This is a genomic window from Anabaena sp. 4-3, assembly GCF_001597745.1.
GTDB lineage: Bacteria > Cyanobacteriota > Cyanobacteriia > Cyanobacteriales > Nostocaceae > Trichormus.
Map to the genome: position 1 here is coordinate 50,091 of NZ_LUHJ01000050.1, position 25,616 is coordinate 75,706.

Annotated in this window: 1 protein-coding gene (only partly in view); it reads left to right on the forward strand. The window is 43.4% G+C overall.

Translation table 11 applies throughout. The features are described from left to right. Nucleotides 1-91 precede the first annotated feature (91 nt). On the forward strand, nucleotides 92-25,616 hold the 5' portion of the coding sequence (locus A3775_RS14075; RefSeq protein ID WP_156481639.1) for an Ig-like domain-containing protein. Its footprint extends 3,287 nt past the window's final position; 25,525 of the gene's 28,812 nt are visible here — the first part of the coding sequence; it begins with the start codon at nucleotides 92-94; its stop codon lies off the right edge, out of view.

Genomic DNA, 25,616 nt, shown 5'->3' on the forward strand with positions numbered 1-25,616 from the left:
GCTGGATGGTAGTTCTTCAATTGATAACAATAATTATAGTTTTAGAGTCTCGACAATCACGACTAATACCCAAGATTTAATTATTGGTGAGGTGGTAGAAGGGAAATTATTAACACCAGCACAACAGCAAATTTACACCTTTACGGGAAACATCGGACAACAGTTAGTTTTTGACAGTCTGTTTAATTCCCCGACTGGTATTAACGTCCGCTTGGTTAGTCCCAGCCAAAATACGATTTTTAACCAAGGTGTACGTAATGATTTGATGCCAATCATACTGAGTGAATCAGGCAACTATCAACTGATTATTAGTAGCGGTAATCAAACAGTTGGCGATTATAAATTTCAACTATTAGATTTAGCAGTCAATACTGAACCACTCCAGTTTAATACTGCTAATCCGATTACAGGTACACTCAACTCTAGATTAACTAGAAAAATCTATCGTTTTAGTGGGAATGCTGGGCAGCAATTATTTTTTGACCAACTCAATAGCAGCAATAGTAATGTTAACTGGAGAGTGTACGGCAGTAGTCAGAGGGTATTAGCTGATGCTGATTCTTTTGCTGACTTTAAGTTTGTTATCCCCGAAAATGGTGACTATTGGTTAGTTTTAGATGGTAGTTCTGCAATTGATAACAATAATTATAGTTTTAGAGTCTCGACAATCACGACTACTAGCCAAGATTTAATTATCGGTAATGTTGTCGAAGGTAAACTATTAACACCAGCAGAACAACAAATTTACACCTTTACGGGAAGCATCGGACAACAGTTAGTTTTTGACAGTCTGTTTAATTCGCCTACTGGTATCAATGTCCGCTTAGTCAGTCCTAGTCAAAATACTATTTTCAACCAAAGTGTACGTAATGATTTGATGCCTATCATACTGAGTGAACAAGGCATCTATCAACTGATTATTAGTAGCGGTAGTCAAACCGTTGGCGATTATAAATTTCAACTATTAGATTTAGCAGTTCATACCGAATTACTTCAGTTTAATACTGCCAATCCGATTACAGGTAGTATAGAATCTGGTTTGGCTACTAAAATTTATCGCTTTAGTGGTACTGCTGGACAACAATTATTTTTTGATCGCCTGAATGTTAGTAATAGTAATGTCACTTGGACAGTGTATGGTAGTAGCCAGAAGATACTAACCTCTATTAATTATCTCAATGACTTTACTCTAGTTCTCCCAGAAACAGGTAATTATTGGTTAGTTCTGGATGGTGAAAATTCCAGTGGTAATATAACTTATAGTTTTCAAGTAACAGCCCAAAATAACCCCTCTGTTGTGCAGTCTGGGTTTGGAATAGTGCAGACTGGAGCTATTACTGTTGGTCAACAGGTAGAATATACCTTGAGTGCTGCGGCTGGACAGTTATTTTACTTTGATGGGTTGAGTGGTAGTAATATTGTTGCAGATTTGTACTATGGTTCTAGCCAAGGACAGGCAATATTTACCAGTCAATCTACTGTAGGCGATCGCGGTATTATTGTTTTACCCAGTTCTGGAAACTACACCTTACGAGTCAGAGGTTCAAATACTAACAGTTCAGGTAGTTATAGTTTCCGTATTTTAGACCCATTAGCCGCAAGCAATCAGAATGTTATTTTACTAAATCAACCAGTAACCAGCCTATCAGGAAGTCTCCCAGGTCGGGAAACTAAATACTACCGTTTTAATGGCACTGGTGGACAAATACTTTACTTTAATTCCCTAGCTAATAATAGCGGTAGTGCTAATTGGCGAGTATATGGTTTAGATGGTGAGGTAATTGGTAATGCTCAACTGAGTACCGATTTTCAGGTATTATTACCGAAAACAGGCGACTACATTTTACAGATAGATAGTAGTCTGGATACAGCCTTAAACTTTAACGTTGAAATTGTTCAACCAAAAACCACCACCACAGCGATCGCCATTGGGAATAAAATTGATGGTGCGATTGTCAACGCAGGCGATCGCCAGATATATACTTTTACAGGGACAGTAGGACAACGCCTAATTTTTGACGGTTTGTCTACAACTAATAGTAGTGTTTCCGCCCGGTTACTCAGTCCTAGCAACATCGAAGTATTCAGCAGAGGACTAAACGAGGATCAATCACCGTTTACTTTAGCAGAAGCCGGTACTTATCAATTAATTATCGACCCCAGTGGCGATAATAAAGCTACCTACAGTTTCCGTATTTTAGACCCCATTACCGCCAGCAATCAAAATGTTATCCTACTGGATCAACCAGTCAAAAGTATTACAGGAAATCTCAACAGTCGGGAAATTAAATACTACCGCTTTAGTGGGACTGGTGGACAGAGACTGTATTTTAATTCCTTAGCTAATAATAGTGGTAGTGCTGATTGGAGAGTATACGGTTTAGATGGTCAGGTAATTGGTAATGCTCAACTAAACGCAGATTTTGAGGTAATTTTACCTAAAAACGGCGATTACCTGTTAGAAATCGATAGTAATATTGATACAGCCTTAGAATTTAACCTGCAAATTGTTCAGCCAGAAACCAACACTACAGCGATCGCTCTTGGGAATAAAATTGAAGGTACAATTGCCAAACCAGGCGATCGGCAGATATATACTTTTACAGGTGCAGTAGGACAACGCCTAATTTTTGATGATTTATCTACAACTAACAGTAGTGTTTTCGCTCGTTTACTTAGTCCTCACAACATTGAACTGTTCAACACTAGGCTCAACGATGACCAATTTGCTCTCACCTTAGCAGAAAGCGGTACTTATCACTTAGTGATTGACCCTAGTGGTGATAATACAGTCACCTACAGTTTTAGACTATTAGACCCTGCCACCGCTACCCCCATCAATTTAGATACCCCACTTTCTGACACTCTGACTCAGGGAACAGATATCAAATTCTATCGTTTCAACGCCACGGCTGGACAGAGACTTTATTTTAATTTCAATGCTACTCCTAGCAGTAGTGCATATTGGGCGGTTTATGGACTGGATAATGCCGCTTTAAACAATATTAATGGCATTCATAGTGATTTTGAGCTAATATTCCCCAGAACAGCAGAATATATTCTCTTATTGGATGGTAACAGCACTAACCCCTTATCTTACACCTTGGAGTTAGTCACCCCCAGAAGTGTGACTTTCGACCTAGAAAATAATGCTGTTCCCATTGCTAGAAACGATGAATTTACTGCACGGTTAAAAATTCCTTTCAATCTCAACAGTATTTTAGCTAATGACTTTGATTTTAATGGCAACCCGTTAAGTATCATTGGCTTTACGCAACCAACTAAAGGCATAGTTACACAAAACCCTGATGGCAGTTTAACTTACACCGCCACAAATTTAGGTGAGGATAGCTTTACCTATACTATCAGTGATGGACAAGGGGGAACAGACACCGCCACAGTTAAACTGACAGTTACACCACCCTTACTATCATTAGATAAACTCGCTACTGGTAGCGGGTTCTATAATGTTGGTTCAGAAACCTTCCCCTTTGATAACGTTACAGATGGTCGTCTTAATGATACTGGAACAGGTGGAGACTGGTCTTTCTGGCTAACTCGCAACAATACAACCGACTTCTTTACTGTAGACTTGGGTGCAGATTTTATCATTAATCGCATCGACCTGCAAAACACCCATAACCGAGGATTTAACGACCGGGGTACAAAGGATTTCCGCCTCAGTGTATCTAGTGATAATGTCACCTTTACCCCAGTTTTAACGGATACTTTAGATAACGTCTACAACACTGGGAATAATATCCCCATTGAAACCTTTGGGATTAATAATGTTGTAGCTCGCTATGTGCGGTTTGAGGTATTATCCTTCTATGGTAGTGGTGGCGGGTTAAATGAAATTTTCATTTATGGACAGTCAGAAGTTACCAATTCACCACCGATAAATATTGAACTCAGTCAGACTAATATTCCCGAAAATAGCCCACCGGGGACGCTGGTAGGAAGTTTGAGTACCACAGACTTAGATATAGATGATACTCATACCTACGAGTTATTATCAGGGAGTGACCCCAGGTTTATCTTAGTTAATGGTAATGAGATTCGGGTTGCTGCTGGTGCAGTTCTCGACTATGAAACCCGTCCGCAAGCAGGGTATAAAATTAATGTTCGTAGCCAAGACCAAGAAGGGTTAAGTATTGATAAAATCTTAACTATTAATGTCACCAATGTTAATGAAGCACCAAGTAACATTAACTTAAGTGGAACTACAGTTGCAGAAAATCGCGCTAATGGTAGTTTTATTGGGAGTTTTAGCACCATTGACCCTGACGGTGGCAACTTTATTTATACCTTCACCCAAGATGAAAATAATCAATTCAATAACGCTGGGGGACGGTTTGCAATTCAAGGAAATCAGTTAATAGTTGCCAATGGTGCATTATTAGACTTTGAAACTAACCCTACTCATGTAATTGAAGTTCAAACCCAGGATAATGGCGGTTTGACTTATAGAAAAACTTTCACGATTACGGTTAGTAATGTCATTGAGTCAGATTTAACAGTTAGTTTTGCTCCCACTAATCCCTTACCGAGTACCGCAACTTTAGGGAGTACGTTAAATATTAACTGGATTGTCAGCAATATTGGGATTGATGCTACCACAAATACAAGCTGGCGCGATCGCATCTACATTTCCACAGATACCACCCCTAGCAATGACGACATCCAATTTACCCAACTTATCAGTAATTTATCCTTAGCCAGTGGTAGCAACTATAGCCGTATCTTACCCATCAACTTACCGATAGATGGTTCATTAATCGAAGGACAACAGTATTACATCCTCGTAGAAACCGATGCTGGCAAAGTTATCACCGAAACCAACGAAACGAATAACTTAATTCAACACGCCATCACCTTTAATTTACCCACACCCGCCGACTTAGTTGTCACCAACATTAACAATAACTTCCCCACCCTAGCCACACCAGGGGATAAATTTACTGTTAACTGGACAGTAGTTAACCAAGGAATAGGAAACATTAGCACCCCTTGGACAGACAGACTTTATTTATCTACTGACGGGACATTAAATAACGCCATTGCTATTGGCAGTGCGACCCGTAATAGCGTATCCTTGGGTAGCATTTCCACTCAAGTAACTATTCCTACCACGATTGCAGACGGGGAATATTCCTTAATCGTCGTCACAGATAGCGAAAATCAAGTATTTGAAGGCAGTTTAGATAACAATAACCTCAGCGTCGCCACTCAAAAGATTATCGTTAATCGTGCGGATTTAGCAGTTAGTAATGTTACTGTTACTTCATCCATTCCACTGCCTAACTCTGTCGTCACAATTCCCAATTCTGTACCCTTTACCGTTGGTTGGACTGTCACCAATACTTTACAAGCTAGTGGTACAGGTTCAGTTAATAGCTGGGTTGACCGTTTAATTGCTTCCACCGATGAAATTATCGGTAACTCTGATGACCGCATTATCGGAGAATATAACCGCACAGGATTCTTAAATCCCGGTGAATCTTACAACCGTAGCGAAACCATCAACCTACCATTAGGCTTTACCCAAGGACGGTATAATCTTTACGTTCAAACCGACCCCACCACCAAAATCTTTGAAGTCAACGAAAGCAACAACCAAAATAAAGCATCCCTATTCCTTGATATTACACCCACACGCTACGCAGATTTAATCGTCACTCAAGCCACCTCAGACCCGTCAGGGGAAGGAGGAAATAAACTCAATGTCTCCTTTACCATTAAAAACCAAGGTATTGGCATTACTAATCTTGGTAGTTGGATTGATAGAGTTAGACTCACCAGCGATGCAGAAGGTAAAAATACCGTTAGAGTTTATACCTTTGAGCATTTTGGCGCACTGGCGGTAGATAATACTTACAGCCGTGACGTACAACTAGATTTACCCAATGGTTTAAGCGGTACATTCTATGTAGCGGTGGATGCTGGCACACCCTTTGAATTTATCTACGGTAGCAACGGCATCCTTAACAATAACACCTTTGTTCTACCTAACTCCGTCAACATTATTAGCCAGTCTAACCCACCGGATTTAGTAGTGACAGAAGTTGTTACACCTCAATATGTGCAGTCCGGTGATACTATTGATATTGCTTGGACAGTGCGAAATCAAGGCACAGGTGCAGCTGTTGGTAGTTGGGTAGACCAAATCGCCTTAGTCGAAGCAAATAACCCGAATGCTAGACCGATTATCTTAGCCAGCTATACTTACAATACGCCTTTAAATGCCACCAGTAACTACACTCGTACTGAACGGATTAGAATTCCGGCAGAAATTAGCAATCAACCCTTCCAAGGTTTATATCAAGTAGAAGTCATTACTAACCAAACTGGTAGTTTATATGAAGGCACAGCTACCAGCAACAACCGACGATTAGATGGTGATACTGTCACTATTGCTTTACCACCTCGTCCTGATTTGCAGGTAGTCAATATAGATAACGATGGCAATAGCAACAATAACAGTACCATCCCCACCGTTGTTGCAGGTAGTAGCATAGACGTTTACTTTACCGTCCAAAACTTGGGAACTGTCACCACCACTACCCCACGCTGGACAGATACAGTTTATCTTTCCACAGATAACGAATGGGATTTTGGTGATTTAGCGTTAGGTTCAATTCAAAACGGTTCAGCGTTAGCACCGAATGAGACATACTCTAGCATTCTCAAAAATCTGGTAATTCCGAAAACTTATGCTGGAACTGGTTATTTAATTGTGCGAACTGACTCTGGTAACGCTGTCAGTGAAGCACCGAAGGAAGATAACAACACCAGCGATAAAACCAATGTGATCAAGGAAATCTTTGTTCAAGCATTACAACCAGCAGATTTAGTGGTGTCTGATGTGGTGGTGGAACAAACCCAAGTTGGACAAGGTGGTAAAATCAATCTCCGCTACAAAGTTACTAACCGAGGTTTGGGCGAAACTACCCTGAATAATTGGACAGATACTATCTGGTTGACTACATCTCGTCAACGTCCTTCTCCTTACGCGCAAGGTTCAGAGGGTGAGGGTTTCAGCTTAGATATTCTTGCCAAAACCCAAGGTCATACAGGTTCATTAAAGGTAGGCGAAAGTTATACTGCTGTAGTGGAACTCGACCTGTCACAACTTTCTTCGGCACAACAACAGCGTGCAATTGGGGAATGGTATATTACTCCTTGGACAGATGCGTTTGATGTCATTCCTGAAGTTACGCTGACAGAAAATATTAACCCTGATGACAGCAACCAAATAGATAACAATAACTACAAAGCATCACCTAACAAGATTACCATTACCCGAAATCCGGCGGCGGATTTAGTTGTCACAAACGTTAGCAGTGAACTTATACCCGCTACCCAACCAGGGGGAGACAGACAACTCAAAGTAAGTTGGACAGTTCGCAACAATGGCGCAGCTGTGACAAATATTGCCAATTGGACAGATGTTGTCTATCTGGCGACTACAGATCAACTCAATCAGTCAGGACAGAAGTATCTAGAATTAGGTAGGATTGCTCATACAGGCGGTTTGCAACCTTGGAATTTGAATCCCAATAACCCCAACGCAGATTCTTTCTACACAATTACCCAAACGTTTAATATTGGGACTTATGCTCAAGGTACTCATGTAATTGTTGGTACTGACTCCGGGTTTACAGTTTGGGAAGGTGGGGGTGAGTTTGAGAAAAATAATAGCAGAGCGATCGCTCAAACTGTGATTAACTCCCCCGCAGATTTGCAAGTTACCAGCGTCAATGTTAACCCCGTCCTTGATAACTTCTATTCTGGCGAACAAATAGAAGTCAAATGGCGTATAGAAAACACTGGCGCACCTCTGTGGACAGGTACAAAATTCTGGAAAAATGATATTTACATCTCTGAGAGTCCCACCTTTAACCGCAACACCGTCACCCAACTGGGTAGTTTTACCGTCCGTCCAGAAGAAGCTTTATCTGGTCAACCTATCAGCTATCAAGTAAATTTACCCAAAGGTATTGAAGGCGGACGTTATATTTACGTCATTACCAACCCAGAGGGGTCATTAAGTAATACAGGCTCTAACGATATCTTACGGCAGAGGTTGTATGTGGGTAATGCCTACGAAGACATCAGTAACAACCTCTTGGGTAGCAGTCAGTTTACAGTTATTTACCGCGAACCAGATTTACAAGTCACTAACCTGCAAGTCACAGACCTGGATACAAATGCTACAGGTATACAAGTTTATTCAGGTCAGTCAGTAACAGCATCTTGGACTGTGACAAATATCGATAGCACGCGCGGTAGAGATACCCGTGAGGGTACTTGGGTTGACCGGATTTACCTGTCGCGGGATGCTTCCCTCGATAATAGTGACCAACTCATCAGTGAGTTTGTCTTTGACCGTCGCAGTCCCTTAGCTAAAGGTGCAGCTTACAACGCCCAAGCTACAGGCATCTTACCCTTGGGTATTGAAGGCGACTATTATATCCTTGTTTTTACGGGCTCTAACCGTTTCGGACAGCGACCCCCTGCCGACCCTGGTTTATACTTTGATGCTAGTGACGGGATGTTAGCCCGTGTAGGCGAGTACGAAAACGAAGGTAATAATATTACTGCGATCGCCGTTAAAGTATTAGCAACCACACCACCAGATTTAAAAGTTACACAGGTGAGTGGACTGCCTGAGAATAATCGCATCACTATCGGACAATCCTTCAATCTCAGTTATACTGTCACCAACGACAGCGAAGGCGCAACCGCCATCAATCAACTACGCTGGACAGATTCAGTATATCTATCCCGTGACCCCATCCTCGACCGCAGTAAAGACCGCTTCCTGAAATCCTTTGAAGTTAGTCGTACTACTCCCCTAGCAGGTAGAGGAACTTATTCCCCCACCAACCCCCTGAAAATTACCATCCCCACCGATTTATCAGGATTGTACTACCTGTTTGTTGTTACCGATGATATCCGTGGCAGCAACACCAGAGGACAAGTATTTGAAGGTAACGGCGAAAATAACAATACCTTCAGTGTGCCAATTATTATTGATGTTCCACCACCAGCCGATTTACAAGTTACCGAAGTCGAAGTTTCGCCTAATGCCTTAGCGGGAGGAACTGCAACTGTAGAATGGACTGTTACCAACTTTGGCAATGAAGCTAAAGGTAGTTGGAGTGATGCTATTTACTTATCAGAAGATAGTGTTTGGGATAGTAGCGATCGCCTCCTAGCACGTTCCTCCATTCCCTCCACCATCAACCGTCTTCTCAACCCCAATCAATCTTACACCCAACAGCTAAACGTTGACATCCCCGCAGTCAACCCAGGACAATATCGAATCATTGTCCGTACTGATATCTTCAATGAAATCTTTGAAGGTGCAAACGAAACCAACAACCGCACCACCTCCACCGATGCCATAAATATCAACATTGAAAGCTTACAGTTAGGCGTTCCCCTCACCACCAACTTAGACGCAGGTAAAGAAAAACTCTATCGCATCGATGTCGGCGTTGGAGAAACCTTAAAAGTCAACTTGACAACAAGCTCTACTAATGCTATTAACGAGCTTTACATCCGCCGCAACCAAGCACCCACAGCCCTGGCTTACGATGCCAGTTACCAGAACCCCCTAGAAGGCAATCAATCAGTAGTTATTCCCACCACAGAAGCCGGAACTTACTACATCTTAGTCAGGGGACAAAATAGCAATCAAATTACCCTAAAAGCCGAGTTACTACCCTTTAGCATTACCGATGTCGCCACAGACCGGGGTGGAGATAGCCGTTATGTAACTACCCACATTTACGGGGCGCAATTTGACGACAACGCCATTGTTAAACTTGTCCGTCCCAACATTGCCGAATACGAACCCGTTAACTATCGCATTGTTGACAGTACCCATATCATCGCCACCTTTGATTTTCGCCAAGCCCCCCACGGCTTGTATGATGTCAAAGTCATTAACCCAGATGGACAACAGGCGATTTTACCTTATCGCTACTTGATTGAAACTGCCTTACCTCTCGATGCAGACATCGGTTTAGGTGGCCCCCGTGTAGTTGGTTTTGAACCCCCGAACAACGTCGGACGCTATCAAGTCGCCTTGCAAAATCTCACCAACGTTGATACACCATACATCTTCTTCCAGTTTGGCTTACCAGAATTAGGAATTGATGATGATTTAGGTTTACCCTACGTCACCTTTAGTTCTAACCTGCGAGGAAAACCAGACAGACAGTTACAAAACCTACCTTGGGCAAGTTTAGATTCTGCCGTCAACACCGATGGCGAAATCCTCGCCCCTGGTTTTGCTGTTGATTGGGAAACCAGAGGTTTTGCTAATCTTAACTTTATTGCTCATGTCTACAAGGGTATTGAAGAACTGCTAGAAAAAGACCCCTTGTTCCTGAGCAAATTATTAGAAGATGAGGAAGTTGACCTGTCGTTTAAATTCCACATCTTAGCATCGGCAACCCCGATGACTCCCGCCGAATTTTTAGCAGCGCAACGTCAAGAAGCTAGAAACCTGCGTCAAGCCATTCTGCAAGACTCGACAACCTCATCTAGTTTAATTGTGATTGCTGCCGACGAAGAAACATGGATTGATGCTTATCTAGTAGCACTCAGCCAAGCTGGTATTCTCCGTCCTGAAGATACACCACCGAATATCCATGAACAGCCCTACATTGTCAGCCTCATGGCAACCTTAGCGACTGGTATCTTAGCGGGGCCTGGAGGTAATCAAATCATTACTAATGGCAATATAGTTAGCTTCTTTGAGCAAATCCGTAAATGGTATGGACATCAAGCCGATTTAATCGGACAGGCTGCACCCCCCAACGCCAGCGAATATGATTTAGGCTTGTCCCGTCCTACCCGGTTTGAGTCGTTTAATATTTACGTACCCCACCGCACCCGTTTCGATTTACCTGGATTTAGAGAAGCTGCACCCCCTGATTTTACCAGTTTCTTTGGGACTGGTGGCACTGAGGGACAAATCGCCTCAATTGTCGGCCCCTTGGGCTTTGGGACTGAGCAATTTATTCCTGTAGGTCAAGCCTTACCTTATACTATTGGCTTCCAAAATCCCCAGGATGCGACAAATAGACCGAGTGAAATTATCATTCGCACGGAATTAGACCCCGACCTAGACCCGCGCACATTCCGGTTAGGTGGTTTGAGAATTGGTGATATTACTGTGAATATTCCCAATAATCGGGCGACATTCCAAGGTAGTTTTGACTTTAGCCAAAGCAAAGGTTTTATTTTACAAGTTACCGCCGGCTTAGACACAGCGACTAATACGGCTAGTTGGATTCTCCGGGCTATCGACCCAGAAACCGGGGAATTGATGCAAAACCCAGACTTGGGCTTATTACCGCCTAATAGTGATAACGGTGCTGGTACAGGATTTGTTACCTATACAATTCTGCCCAAAGTTCCCACAACCAACGAACTGGTACAGATTACCACCCAAGCACGGGTACAGCTAAATACTGCCGCACCTGATGATACGTCGGTGTTAGTACATACCTTAGATGCGATCGCACCCCAAGCTACCATCGCCCCCACTAATATCGTTGACTTGGGCAATGGTAATTATCAAGTTAGCTGGACTAGCAGCGATGATGTAGGTGGTTCTGGTGTCAAGCACGTTACAGTTTACGTGGCTGAGGGTAACGGCAATTATGAAATCTGGAAGCGACAAACCACCGACACTACTGATATTTTCCAAGGCGAAGCCGGAAAACAGTATAAATTCCTGGTCATAGCTACCGATAACGCTGGCAACATTCAACAGCCACCCTTGGGTTTACAATTACCTGACGATGGTTCTAACACTAACTTGGGTACACTACCCAGCGTTGGTGAAACAACCCCGATTGATTTAGGCACAGCACCAACCCCCAACCCCAACCCAGCTTTACAAAATGACCTGTTTAAAGTGGCGAAAGCCTTAATTCCTAACGGGTTGGAAAATACACGCCCCTCGGAGTTTGATCAGGTTCTCCGTCCCTTTAAAGCCGAAGCCTTTGCCACAGGTATTCCCCAAAGTCATGCAGACATCGGCCCAATGGCAGTAGCTATCCGTGCTGATGGTTCAGTAATTGCCAGTGGTGGTAAAGGACGTAACCAATTATTCAGCTTTAGCCGAGAAGGCGGAACTGCCCCAACTGCCTTTGCTACCTTGCCCTATCCGATTTTTGACCTCGCTTTTGATAGTGCGGGCAACCTCTGGGCTACCACAGGCGGCGGTGTCTTGCTGCAATTGAATGCACAAACTGGGGCAATTGTCAATCAATATGGTGATAGTCTCACCCAAACCTTAGCCATTCGCGACGGTAAGATTTACGTTTCTTCCGCCAACGGCATCGAAATCTTCGACACTACCACGAAAACCTTTAGCCACTTTAGCGATTTGCGGGTGGGTAATTTAGCGTTTAATCCCGTAGATGGTAGTTTGTGGGCGGCAGTATGGCCAGAAAGAGGCGAAATAGTCAGATTTACCCGCAACGCCCAAGGAAAATTAGAAAATACCCCTAAATTACAACTGCGTTACGATGCCCCCGTTGATTCCCTCGCCTTTGGGCAGGAAAACACTAATTTAGCCGGGTTATTATTCGTTTCCACCAATAACGGCACATTGAAACTGGTGAACGTCGCCACCCTGGAAACCTTAGATTTAGCTACAGGTGGCACTCGTGGCGATATCATCCGCACCACTACAGAAGGGCGAGTGTTGCTGAGTCAGTCCAACCAAATTGATATTATCAGCCCCGTAACTCGTCCCCGTGTGGCTGCCACCAACCCACCAGACGATACAAATATTACTTTGCCTAATAGCATTATCACTGTCACCTTTGACCAGGATATGTTTGCTGGTGATGCCCGTGATGCTGCGTCTGTCATCAATCCCAACAATTACTTGCTGACAGTCATCAACACAGAAACCGGGCTACCAATTACCGACATCAAACCTAACAGCGTCACCTACGATACAACCAACCGTACAGCCCAACTGGTATTTGATGCGTTAATTCCCTCACGCTATGAACTGCGGGTAGAAAATACCGTTAAGAGTCAGGCGAATGAGACAATGGTTGAGGATTATACAGGACAATTCCTCGCCTTCTCCGACTTCCTAGCGGCAGTTGAGTTTAAGTTTATCAATACCAGGAGCGATCGCACCGCCTCCACAGTTTCCTATGATGTCAGCATCAAGAACATTACAAACTATGATTTAGCCGTACCCATTGCCCTGTTACTCGACCCTGGTGACTTCTTCTCTGGTGTTCCCGTGGGTGCAACCGTGGGGACAAATGGCGCATATTTCCTTGATTTAAGTAATAACTTGCCCAGCAATGGACGCTTACAACCAGGACAGGAAATTACAGGTAAAATTATCACCATCCAGAACCCAGAACAGTTACGTGTTGCCTTTGAAACGGGAATTTACACCTTACCCTACAGTAACGCTGCACCAGTATTTACTTCCAACCCTGTCACCACCACAGCAGTCGGACAAACCTACACCTACCAAGCCCAAGCACAAGACCCCGATGGTGCTGCTAGTGCCTTAGCCTATTTGCTGTATGATGCTCCAGAAGGCATGACTATTGATGCCACCACCGGGTTAATAACTTGGCAACCAACCGCGAATAGTCCCGCCACTACCACAGTCAGCCTGAGAGTTTACGACACCAGGGGCGGTTTTGCCACCCAAACCTTTAACTTATCCGTCACAGGTGGTAACTCTGCCCCTGTATTCTCCCCCATACCAACGCAAATTCAAGGACGGGAAGGAGAGAAAATCGAAATTCCCATTGCTGCCAGAGATGCGAATAACAACCCTCTCATCTTCTGGGTGGATAACCTGCCAGCCGGGGCTACCTTTGACCCAGAAAACCTGATGTTTAGCTGGACACCAGGATTTAATGCGGCGGGAACTTATAACAATATTCAATTCTTTGTCAGTGATGGTGTTAATACAGTTACTCAAACCACCAGCTTCCTTATTGCTCCCACTAACCAAGCCCCCAGCCTACTACCAGTAGCTAACCGCAGCATCCAACAAGGCGAAACCCTCAGAATACAACTGCGAGGAAGTGACCCCGAAGGGGCAAACCTGACTTATTTCAGTAACTTCCTACCAGTCGGGGCAACTCTCAACCCCACCACAGGCGTATTTGAGTGGACACCCGGTTACAATCAAACGGGAACAGTGGTAATTCCCTTTGGCGTTTCCGACGGGACAAAAACCACCACCCAAACCGCCACCTTTACCTTAGTTAACATCAATGCCACCCCCGTCTTTGACCAAATAGGTGCATTGCAGATACAAGAAAACCAACAACTGCGCTTCCGTGCCTTTGCCTTTGACCCCGATAACCCCAACTTTATCGCCTTAGAACGGTTAGAGGGCGATACCTACGGTAACGGGGCGTTAATGCAAAATGGCTCTTTGGTCAAACAACGCAACGATGGTAAATATGTCATTGATGATGGTGATAACGATGACAGTAACGACCAAATTATTAACTTCCCCGTCGCTTACAGCGTTAGCACCCTCCCCACTGGCGCAGAATTTGACCCCATCACGGGTATCTTTACCTGGACACCAACTTACAACCAATCAGGAAATTATACTGTCACCTTCACCGCTACCGACGACGGTAATGGTTTAACAGCCCAAACCACAAGTATTACAGTACCAATTCAGGTAATTAATACTAACCGTCCGCCAGTAATTACACCGCTAAATATTCCCGTGTTGCAAAGGGGTCAAACCTTAGAAATTCCCGTACAAGTCAGTGATGCAGATGGTGATAATGTAGTTCTTTCCTTGGGGTTAGCGAATAACTTTGACTTCCCCCGGTTTGCCCGCTTTACCGATAACGGTGATGGTACAGGAATTTTACGCTTGACACTGAGTTTTGATGATAGTGGCAATTATGCCTTTATCCTCACAGCCACAGAAGCAGATAATAATCTCAACCGTCTTTCTACTACATATCAGTTTAACGTTGCGGTTACTCCACACCTGAAAGCCATTGGTAATAAAGTCGCTGTCCCCGGACAAACTTTAGCTTTAGAAATAGGTGCAAGCAATCGTCAACAAACAGCCTTAACTTATGAACTCATAGCCCGATTAAATGGCGATGTTGTCACCTTGCCAGCAACCTTTAACACAGATAATCAAAAAGCCACATTTAATTGGCAACCCCAAGCTGGTGATGTTGGTAAAACCTATGAAATCATTGTCAGAATTAGTAACCCTCAAGGGGAATTATTAGATGAACAAACCTTTAATATTGGGGTACGGGCTAGTAATCAAGCTCCTGTTTTTAATCCCATCCCTGAGCAAATTGTCAATGAGGGACAGGAACTAATTGTTAATCTGAATCAATACGTCAGTGATGCTGATAACGATACCTTAATTTTCACCGCCACAGATATTCCTGATAATGCTAGCCTTGACCCATTTACAGGGGAATTGCGGTGGATTCCTAACGCTTTCTCTGCTGGACAAGAAAGCATTTTCTTAACTGTCAGCGATGGGAATAAATCGGCATCCCAAGAACTAAAAATCAAGATTAACAATACTAATCAAACTCCCGCTTTCCTTCCCTTACCTACACAACAGGGACGAGAAAATAATACTCTCCAATTTGCGGTAACTGCGGTAGATGCAGATGGCGAATCTCTCACCTATGCCCTACTGTCGCCCTTACCGACAGGTGCAGTTTTTGACCCACAAACGCGCCTGTTCCGATGGACACCAAACTTTACACAAGCTGGGCAATATTTCCTCACCTTTGCGGCTTTTGATGCCATCAATGCCCAAGGAACAATTACTGTCAAGCTGGATATTGCCAATGTTAATCAAGCCCCGACAATTGAAGTTTCTAACCATCGGGCTGTAGTTGGTCAAAATCTGCAATTTACAGTGAAGGGTGAAGATAAAGATACAGGAACAACTTTAACTTATACCGCCGCTAAATTACCAGAAGGAGCAACTTTTAATTCTGCAACTGGCGAATTTAACTGGACACCTAACCCCGGTCAAATTGGTAATTATCAAGTTACCTTTAGTGTCAGTGATGGTGAGATTACAACCACAGAAACAGTATTAATTAGCAGTACCTTAACAGCACCGGAGATTCCTGTATTTATCGAACTAACACCAAGTTTCCCGGCTGTTCCTGAGCAACGTATTGTGATTAATGCTAAAGCCAACAGTTTGGCAGAAATTACCAACCTGACAATTAAAGTCAATGGTGTGGAAGTAGCGCGGGATATGTTAGGTAGGGGCATCTTTACCCCCAACACCCCTGGCAGTTATTTAGTAGAAGCCTGGGCTACAGATACAGATGGCTTTACTGGCTATACCAGTAAGGTTTTGAAGGTACAAAATGCTGAAGATATTACTGCCCCTGTCGTTAATTTTGCCTCTGGCTTAGATGGTGCAAGATTAACAGAATTAAAGGCAATTATTGGCAGTGTTGTTGATAGTAACTTGGATGAATGGCGGTTAGAAATTGCCGGATTTAATAGCAATAATTTTGTTACATTAGCCCGTGGAAATCAACCAGTTAATACAACGCTGACGAATTTAGACCCGGCAAATTTGGCGAATGGTTTCTATCGCTTGCGGTTAACTGCTACAGATATAGGCGATCGCACCACCACCAAAGAAGCGATTATTGAAATTAACAGTACCACCAAAGCCCAACCAGTCCGCAACGAAACTGATTTAACAGTCAACTTAGGCGGAATTACCCTAAATCTCGTCCGCAGTTATGATCCGCTTGCTGCTAACACATCTAGCACTTTTGGCTATGGTTGGCGGTTAGCAAATCTCGATACCAACCTACAAACCAATGTACCGTTAACAGGAAGGGAAAATTTAGGCGTTTATAGTTCCTTAGAAATCGGTACACGCCTATATCTCACCTTACCTGATGGTACAAGACGGGGCTTTACCTTCCAACCGCAAGCGCAAACCGTTAACGGGTTCACCTATTACAAACCAGCTTGGGTAGCAGATGCGGGTGTAAATTATACTCTGCAATCTGTTGACGCATTCTTAACCAAAGGTGGAACGAAATTCTATGAACTGAAAACCGGACAACCTTACAACCCCAATAATTCCCTGTTTGCAGGTTACGCCTACAGCCTGACGGCTAATGATGGTACTGTGTATCATTTAGATGCTAACGGGCGCGTTGTCCAGCAAATTCAAGGTAATACTATCCTCAACTTTAGTGATAGTGGTATTGTTGCTAATAATGGTGAATTTGTCCGTTTTGTTTGGGATGAAGCCGGACGTTTAACCCAAATTACCGCACCGGATGGTAGTGAGTTTATCTATCACTACGATAGTCTGGGTGACTTGGTGAATGTGCGGAATTTGGCTGAGGCTGTTTCTAGTCGTTATGGTTATTCTCAAACTCAACCCCATCGTCTCATCGTTGCAGTCGGACAAGATAGCGCAACTGATTTAGGTACTAGCTATAAATTTAATGGTAATGTTGTCAACGGCAAGATTGAAACAACCCAGCAATATACTTTTAGTGTCCGCGAATCAGAACTACAAGGTACAACTAATAATTTAGTAATTATTGGTGTGGAAATTAAAGCCACATCTGGGGATTTCTTGCCGAATATTCCCACCATTGACGGTGCAAGACTGGTATTTAACCAGCAAAATAGCGATAACAAGACTGTTTTGGCATTGTTTGCTATTAACCGGGCTGGTTTGTATGCACTGAATTTAACTGGTAATGCTAATGCTACAGGTGATTTTGATTTACGCTTGTTTGTAGCGGGAGATGTGAATTTAGATGAACGGGTGGATGGTGAGGATAGTGCATCCATGCAGTCTTTGTTAGGAAATGCACCCCTAACATTAGATTATGATTTGAACCGTAATGGTGTGGTGGATGCGCTTGACTTGCAAATTCTCGGTCAAAACCTGGGTTTTGTGGCTAATCGTCCACCAAGTTTAGCTAACCTACCTCCAGAAATTCTGACTCACACAGATTTAGCGGTAACAATTCCTTTATCTGTGTTTGGTAGTGATCCTGATGGCGATCGCGTTTACTACCGAGTAATTAAAGATGCCACCACTCCAGTGAATGGCGATGTCAACCTCAGTCCCAATGGACAAGGTGCTATCTTTACCCCCGATACTGGTTACAATGGCAACGCCAGCTTTAAACTTGTTGCTGATGATGGTTATAATACCTCCGGTGCGGGATTCTTCTCTGTCCGAGTTAGTGACGCGCCTCTGATTCATCTAGATTTCCTAGAACGTAATCCCCGTCTATTCTCAGGTCAAACCGCCAAGTTAACTGTCTTTGGTAACTTTGCTGACCAAAGTAATGTCCTATTACCAGCTTCCTATCTACAATTTACTTCTACTAACTCCGCCGCCGCTATTGTCTCCAGCACAGGTGTAGTGACTGGTATTAGCAACGGTACAGGTGTTATCCGAGTCAGCAAGAACGGTATTCAAGCTGCTACTGCTTTCATGGTCGGTGCTGCCCAAAACATTGCTAGTCAAATCTTGGGAATTACAGGTATAGACCCCTATCCTAACTCTGTCACCCTCAACCTGAATGGTGGTACTCGTCAACTAGACCTGAATTACGGCGATAACATTAAAATTACCCAAGGTAGCCAAGGCACAGTATATTATGTCACCAATCCGCAAATAGTAGAAGTTAGTGCAGATGGACTAATCACAGCCAAAGCCGAAGGTGAAACAACTGTCATTGCGATCAACAAGATGGCAGAAACTATTATTCCTGTAAAAGTTGCTGCACCGAGTATTGGCGCGACTGCAATAGGTGTGACTGGTGGGGTTGTTCGTAGTGCGGAAGGTTTACAAGTTGCCGTTGCACCAGGGGCTTTACAAGCAAATACCACTGTTAACATTACACCCATCAATGCTAATGACCTCGGTCTACCTCTACCCACAGAAGGCTTAACCGTCGCCGCAGCTTTCCAACTAAACACAGGGAATCAAGCCATGAGTGTACCGGCGCAATTGGCTATTCCTGTATCTAATTTAGACCCTGGTTCATCAGTCGTTTTCTATCGTTCCTTCTCTGTCCCCAACTTGAATGGTGATGGTACAACTCAGCAAGTTTGGCTGGAGGTAGAAAAGGGTATTGTCGGTGCTGATGGTATTGCCCGCACTACCTCTAGACCTTATCCTGGTGTCACCCATGATGGTACTTATATTGTAGCTGGTGCAGACCCCGGAAAAGTTAGGGAATTACAAGCCAGAATAGTATTTTCACTGCCTTTGGTATTGGCTGGCGTGACTGCAATGGCAGTTTTACCGGGGCCTGGTGGTTTGCTGCTGGGTGCTATGTCTACCTTGGCGGCCGGGTTTGTGATGACGTTACCTTTTGGTCAACGTGAGTTGAAGGTGGTGCAGTTCCTTCCTGAAGGTGGGTTACAGATAACTAACCACTTAGTAGAAATTAAGCCGGGTGCGATTGGGACGATTGAAATCAACGTTAACAATACTGCTAATATCGAGGGTGTTGATCCGGTTATCCAAGTCATCAAGGTTGACTTTGACAATCTTGCACCACAATTGGTAATTCGGGGTGAGCGATTACAGTATGCTGATGAAAATGCGCCTTTGGTTGATGGACGCAAACTAGGCACGGTTAAGGAAGATATTGAAGTTGTCTTTTTACCGGGTGGGTTAGAAAATGGTCAACTTAGACAAGTTCGCGTCCAAGCTGAGAGTATTCAAACTTTAAGCAACGGTTTACAGGAATTACGTTTTAATATTCCGCAAAATATTGTTCTCGGCACATCTAAGTTTTATGTGATTCGTAAAACTTCAGTTTTGAAAGCTGGCCCTGGTGGTATTCCCGAATGGGATAACTCGGCAATTAGCAGCAGCAATGTAGGGTTCATTCAACCTGATGGGCGTTACGTATTTTCTGCGCTGGTGAGTGATCAAGTGGCGGTTATGGCTCCCACTGAGCGGGTTAATCCCCTTAACCCCAACCAAATAGATGTGATTCCTGATTTATTAGCTCGCATTCCTGTAGGTGATCCGAATAAAGTAGACGGGGCGCGTCAAGTTGCTGTCACTGCTGATAATACCCGCGCTTATGTTACCTTGTTTGCTAGTGGCGCGATCGCTGTGATTGATACCTTAGCCCTACAACAAATAGACGCTGTTCCTGATGTCGCTGGTGTAGCAGCAACCTTGGGGATAAATCAGATACAGTTACCTGTCGGTGCTGAACCTCACAGAATTGTCATTGATAACCGCGATCGCTATGCTTATGTCACTGATGAAACTCAAGGGCGAATTTACGTCATTGACATTAATCCTTTCTCTCCCGCTTATCATCAATTAGTCAATATTATTGATGTACCCGCCGCACCTCACGGTCTACATGGCATTGCGATTAGTGCTGATAATAATAGACTATTTGTAGCTGTACCAGGGGAACGCCGAGGTTCTCTGACTGCTGGCAATGTGACGGCTAAACCAGGCAATATTATTATTTACGACATCAGTAACGCTGATCAAAAATTTGCCAGTGGTTTCCCCATCCCAATTAGTCAAATTTTAGAAGTAGGTGCAGAACCTTACGCCATTACGACCACCAATGACCCCAACATCATTACATTTACTAACTTCCTCTCAGATAATCAAGGCTTTGGAGTCTTGCGCCAGGTGGGTAGTAATATCTGGGAAGTGGAAAAATATATTAGTTTAAACCTGGGTTCTACCTTCGATAGCTTTGATGTGAATAATGCTAGGGGTATTGCAGTCACAGGCGATCGCAAATTTGCCTTTGTCACCGGCTTTAACCGCTACATCCAAAATGACCCCTCCCATGACCCCAACTTCAGACCCAGCAACCCAGGCGGCGGTAATGTCGGTATTATATACGACCCATTTGGTCTGTATAATTCTCAAGGGCGTTCAGGCTTAGTTGCCGCTACTCGTTCCACACCTCTGGCGTTCCCAGATAACTTAGTTATTTCCGCCGATGAAAAGTATTTGTATGCTGCCTTTGGTGGTAATAACTTTGTCATGGTCTACGACCTACCCAAGTTAAGACAGACAGTTGAAGAATACCTCAACTCGCAAAACGGTGTCGGTAGTTATACCTTAGACCGATTCCCCGTCAACGACCTCAACCACGCCATTGATCTCAGGGCTGACTACAGAATGGGTATCCTGGGCGGTGCTTTCCCCATTTTCTCCATTCCTGACTTAGACCCGAATACACCAGGAGTTCAAAACCCCAACGGGCCGATTATTCCAGGTTATAACCCCCGTGGTTTAGCAGTTCAAAAAGATTTACTAGATTTGTCAATTAGTGTTTCTGGTACTATCGACACCAACACACCGGAATTTGAATGGTTTATTAGTGAACCTAATTTAGAAAGCACCCTGTATGTCAGTACATTTGGGCCAGGTGAAGGCTTATTCCCTGATGATACTAATCCCCCCCACAATAACCGCATCCTCACTTATCAAGTTCTAGGTGGACAGCCAACCAAGTTTAAATTACCGCCAGCATTACAACTAACCGCCGGACAAACCTACTGGTGGGGTGTAGAAGTCAAAGGTAAAGATGGTCGCATTTATCGCCAGTATCAATCCTTCAATACTGCACCGATTGTTGGCAATCCTAACCAATTCTCAGCCGTCACAGTCATTACCCACGGCTTCCAGTTATCTTTGGGTGATAGCATACCAGCGTGGACTAAAGAATTAGCACAATACATTGATAAAGCTGGTGGAGATGGGGCAGTTATGGCTTATAACCGCTTCACCGGAGAATTTGAGACAGTAGACGGACAAACACCGCAACTCGGTAAACCGCTTACCCTGATTATGAACTGGGTGAAAGAATCTGATATCAGTGATTCTGGTTTCTCGGAAGCTGCGGCGGATGCTTTCTTTGCGGCGTTGGTGAAACTGAATCAAAACCAAACACTAGGAACTAAAGACAAAATCTTTACCTCCCCGCTTCATTTTCTTGCTCATAGCCGGGGTACGGTTGTCAACAGTGAGATTATCCAGCGTATTGGGACTTATTTCCCCGATGTCAAGACTATCCAGATGACAACTCTTGACCCCCATGATTTTGTTCAAGATTCTCTGGATGTGCCATTAGGGGATATTCTTCAGGGATTAAGTACAATTACTAAACCCATACCTGTAGTTGGTACAGCCTTATCTTTTATTACAGGTAGTGCTTCTACATGGGCGAAGTTTGTGGGGACAAATCTGGAAACATTATATTATGCAGATTTTAAAGACCCGAATGTTACAGTTTGGAATAATATTCTCTTTGCTGATAACTATTACCAAAAGTTAGCCAGTGAAGCATCGGCTTCTTTAACTGACTTTACTTTAACCCCCAATGGACGGGGAATTGATGGTACAGATGTCAATCGTTTACTGGATGGTTCTACAGCATTTACTCAAGATGACATCAGAATTGCACTGACAATACCATACTTAAACACAACCATCGAGGCTAACTATGGTCTGGGTGGCCCTCATAGCCGTGTGTGGCGGTGGTATGCTGGGACAACTAATTTGCAACTCCAGCAGTTTTCTGCTGATGACCCTGAGTATATTTTCCGTAAAGCCCAAAACGCCATCACTTATCCTGATGATTTTAAAGACTTTAACTTTACACTACCTAACCCTTGGTATGTCTCTAATCCCAGTTCGCCCAGTTTCCCGCCATCTTGGGAAGGTAATGGTATTGGTTGGGCTTATTCAGTCTTAGGTGGTGCAACATATCTGCGTCCTGATTCCGGGTTTGCGGGTGTAGAAGTTACCTTTGATAACAGTGATGATGCTGACCAAGAAAGTGGTAAACCTGCGGTTGCGGATGTATTTAACGGAGATTTTGAGTGGGGGACATTACATTTGCGCGATCGCTTCCCATTCTCCCACGAAATGCCCGGTTGGTCTTTCCACGGCGGAGAAGGCTTTAAAACTGTACTGTTAGACTCTAACATTGACTTAACAGCCGCCTTAGTTTTCCAAACCAATCCCAAAACAATTTTTAAAGGTTTACTAGAAAAAGTTTGGGATAAATTAGCTGAACCAGTCCAAGCACTCATTGATAAAAAAGTCAACGACAAACTGGGAGAATTACCAGAGAAATGGCGCGAACCAGCCACAGAATTAGTTGATATTATCAGCGAAAAAGTCCCCGGCTTAGACAACGTTAAAGAATACGTTTTTGAGCAATTAGAAAGTCTTTGGGAAATGGAACCAAACTACTCTCTGTTAATGGGAGGTCAAAGCATTCTCAAAGCGATTTTTGAAATGGGTTCAACATTATTCACCGGGTCTTTAGGTGAAATTCTCACAGGCGAAAAACAAGAAAGTGTAATTGACAGTCTGGTTAATCTAGAACGCATCACCCATAATCGCCTGTACATTCCCACAACGGCGCAAGCAGTACAGTTTGATATTATTTCGCCTTTGTTAGTTGCTCCCAATTCCAGAGTAAATGTTTACTTCAATGGTGAAGCCGGAGAAATTAAAGAATCTGTGGTACTAACCCCAGCATTCTTTGAAACTAAACGTTATTCAGTTCTTATCCCCGAAAGCTATAAAGGTAAAGTTGGGACAATTAGTTTTGAAGTAGAAAACTTTGAACAAAACTTCTTATTAGAAGACCCTCAAGGCTTTATTAGCCAGATGTTTTTCCTTGATAACATTACATTTGGTCAAGTCTTAGATAATGGTAATACACCGCCGAAGCTGACAATATTATCACCATTAGTAGTTGATGAAGGTGATTCATTAAAATTAACAGGTCAGTTTACCGATCCTGACACTGACCAAACCTGGAATTACTCAATTAACTGGAATGATTCTACCCCCCGTGCTGTTGGTCAAGTGACTGATATTGTTTCCGGTAGTGTAGTCCAAGGTACATTTTCAGGTACACATATCTATGCTGATAACCGTGGTACACATGGTAATGAAGATATCTATGATGTCGGTGTGCGGGTGACAGACAGTAAAGGTGGTGAAGACCTGAAATTTGTCAAGCTGGTAGTGCGTAACGTTGCCCCAACTTTAGCCAATGTGTATGATGAAGTTACTCTGGATGAAGGTCAAGAACTGGATTTAAGTAACTTCTTCAGCTTCACTGACCCTGGTTTTGGTGCTGGAGAAACTTGGACTTATTCGATTAACTGGGGTGATGGCATAGTTAATAATGGTAATGTCACCAATGTTACCCCCGGTTCTATTGGAGTATTATCTCAAGGTGTGTTTGGCGGTAAACATATCTATGGTGATAGCAAACCAGACAACTCCCCATATATCATGACTGTAACTGTCAGAGATGATGACGGTGGAGAAGCGACTAAAACCATAAAAGTCAACGTCCGCAACGTCACCCCAACTTTAACCGCAGTTACCAACCAAACTGTTAATGAAGGTCAATTACTGAATTTAGGTAACTTGGTGTTTACCGACCCCGGTTTTGGTGCAACAGAGAACTGGAGTTATAGTGTTGACTGGGGTGATGGTAAGGTTGATAGTGGTAACGTCACTAATATTATTCCCGGTGCAGCAGGAACAGCTTCTAGAGGTTTCTTCAACCTCCAGCATATCTATGCAGATAACAAAGCTGATAATTCTCCCTACACGGTCACGGTAATTTTAAGTGATGATGATGGTGGTACAAGTACGCAAACATTTAATGTTGATGTCTTGAACGTAGCTCCCACACTCTCTGTTATTCCTGGCTTTAAAGTCAAAGCCAATAACCAATTTACTATTCCTAGTCTTGGTAATTTTACAGACCCAGGTTTTGGCTCTACTGAGTCGTGGAGATATACTATTAATTGGGGTGACAACAGCACACCAATTACCCAAGTAGCTACAGATATTGTTGCTGGTGCTGAAAATATCCTCAGTCGAGGTTCATTGTTTGGTTCTCATGCTTACCAAAATCCTGGTACATATCAAATTGCGGTGACAGTCAGCGATGATGATGGTGGTGTTTCTCAGACTAAATATATTCCTGTTGAAGTAACAGCCGATCAGGATGATAATGTAGAAGACCCAGTAACTAGGGATAACTTACGGGTAACTTACGAAAATGACATCTTTACAGTTAATACCGTCCTCTCTGATCTAATTTCGCCCTTCACAGCCAGAATTAATTGGGGTGATGGTACAGTTGAAACTGTCTCCTTTGGTGCGGGTACACATAATGTCAGTTTCCAACACCGTTATTTAGATGACAACCCCACAACTTCTGCTGAGGATCGCTACACTATCAATATTTATCGAGACTATGGCATTAGCACCAGTTTGGCTTACACTGAAAATATCCTGGTGAGAAATAGAATACCAGTTGTGGATGCTGGTGTTGATCAAACTGTGGTGGTGGGTACACAAGTTAGATTTAATGGTTCTGTCACCGATGCTGGGACTCTGGATACTTTCCCGCTCATTTCCTGGGACTTTGGGGATAACAGTTCTTATGTTTATAAAACTCTGACTCCCCTACATACTTACAATACTCCTGGTGTTTACACAGTTAAATTGCGTGTCGCTGATGATGACAGTGGTTTAGGCG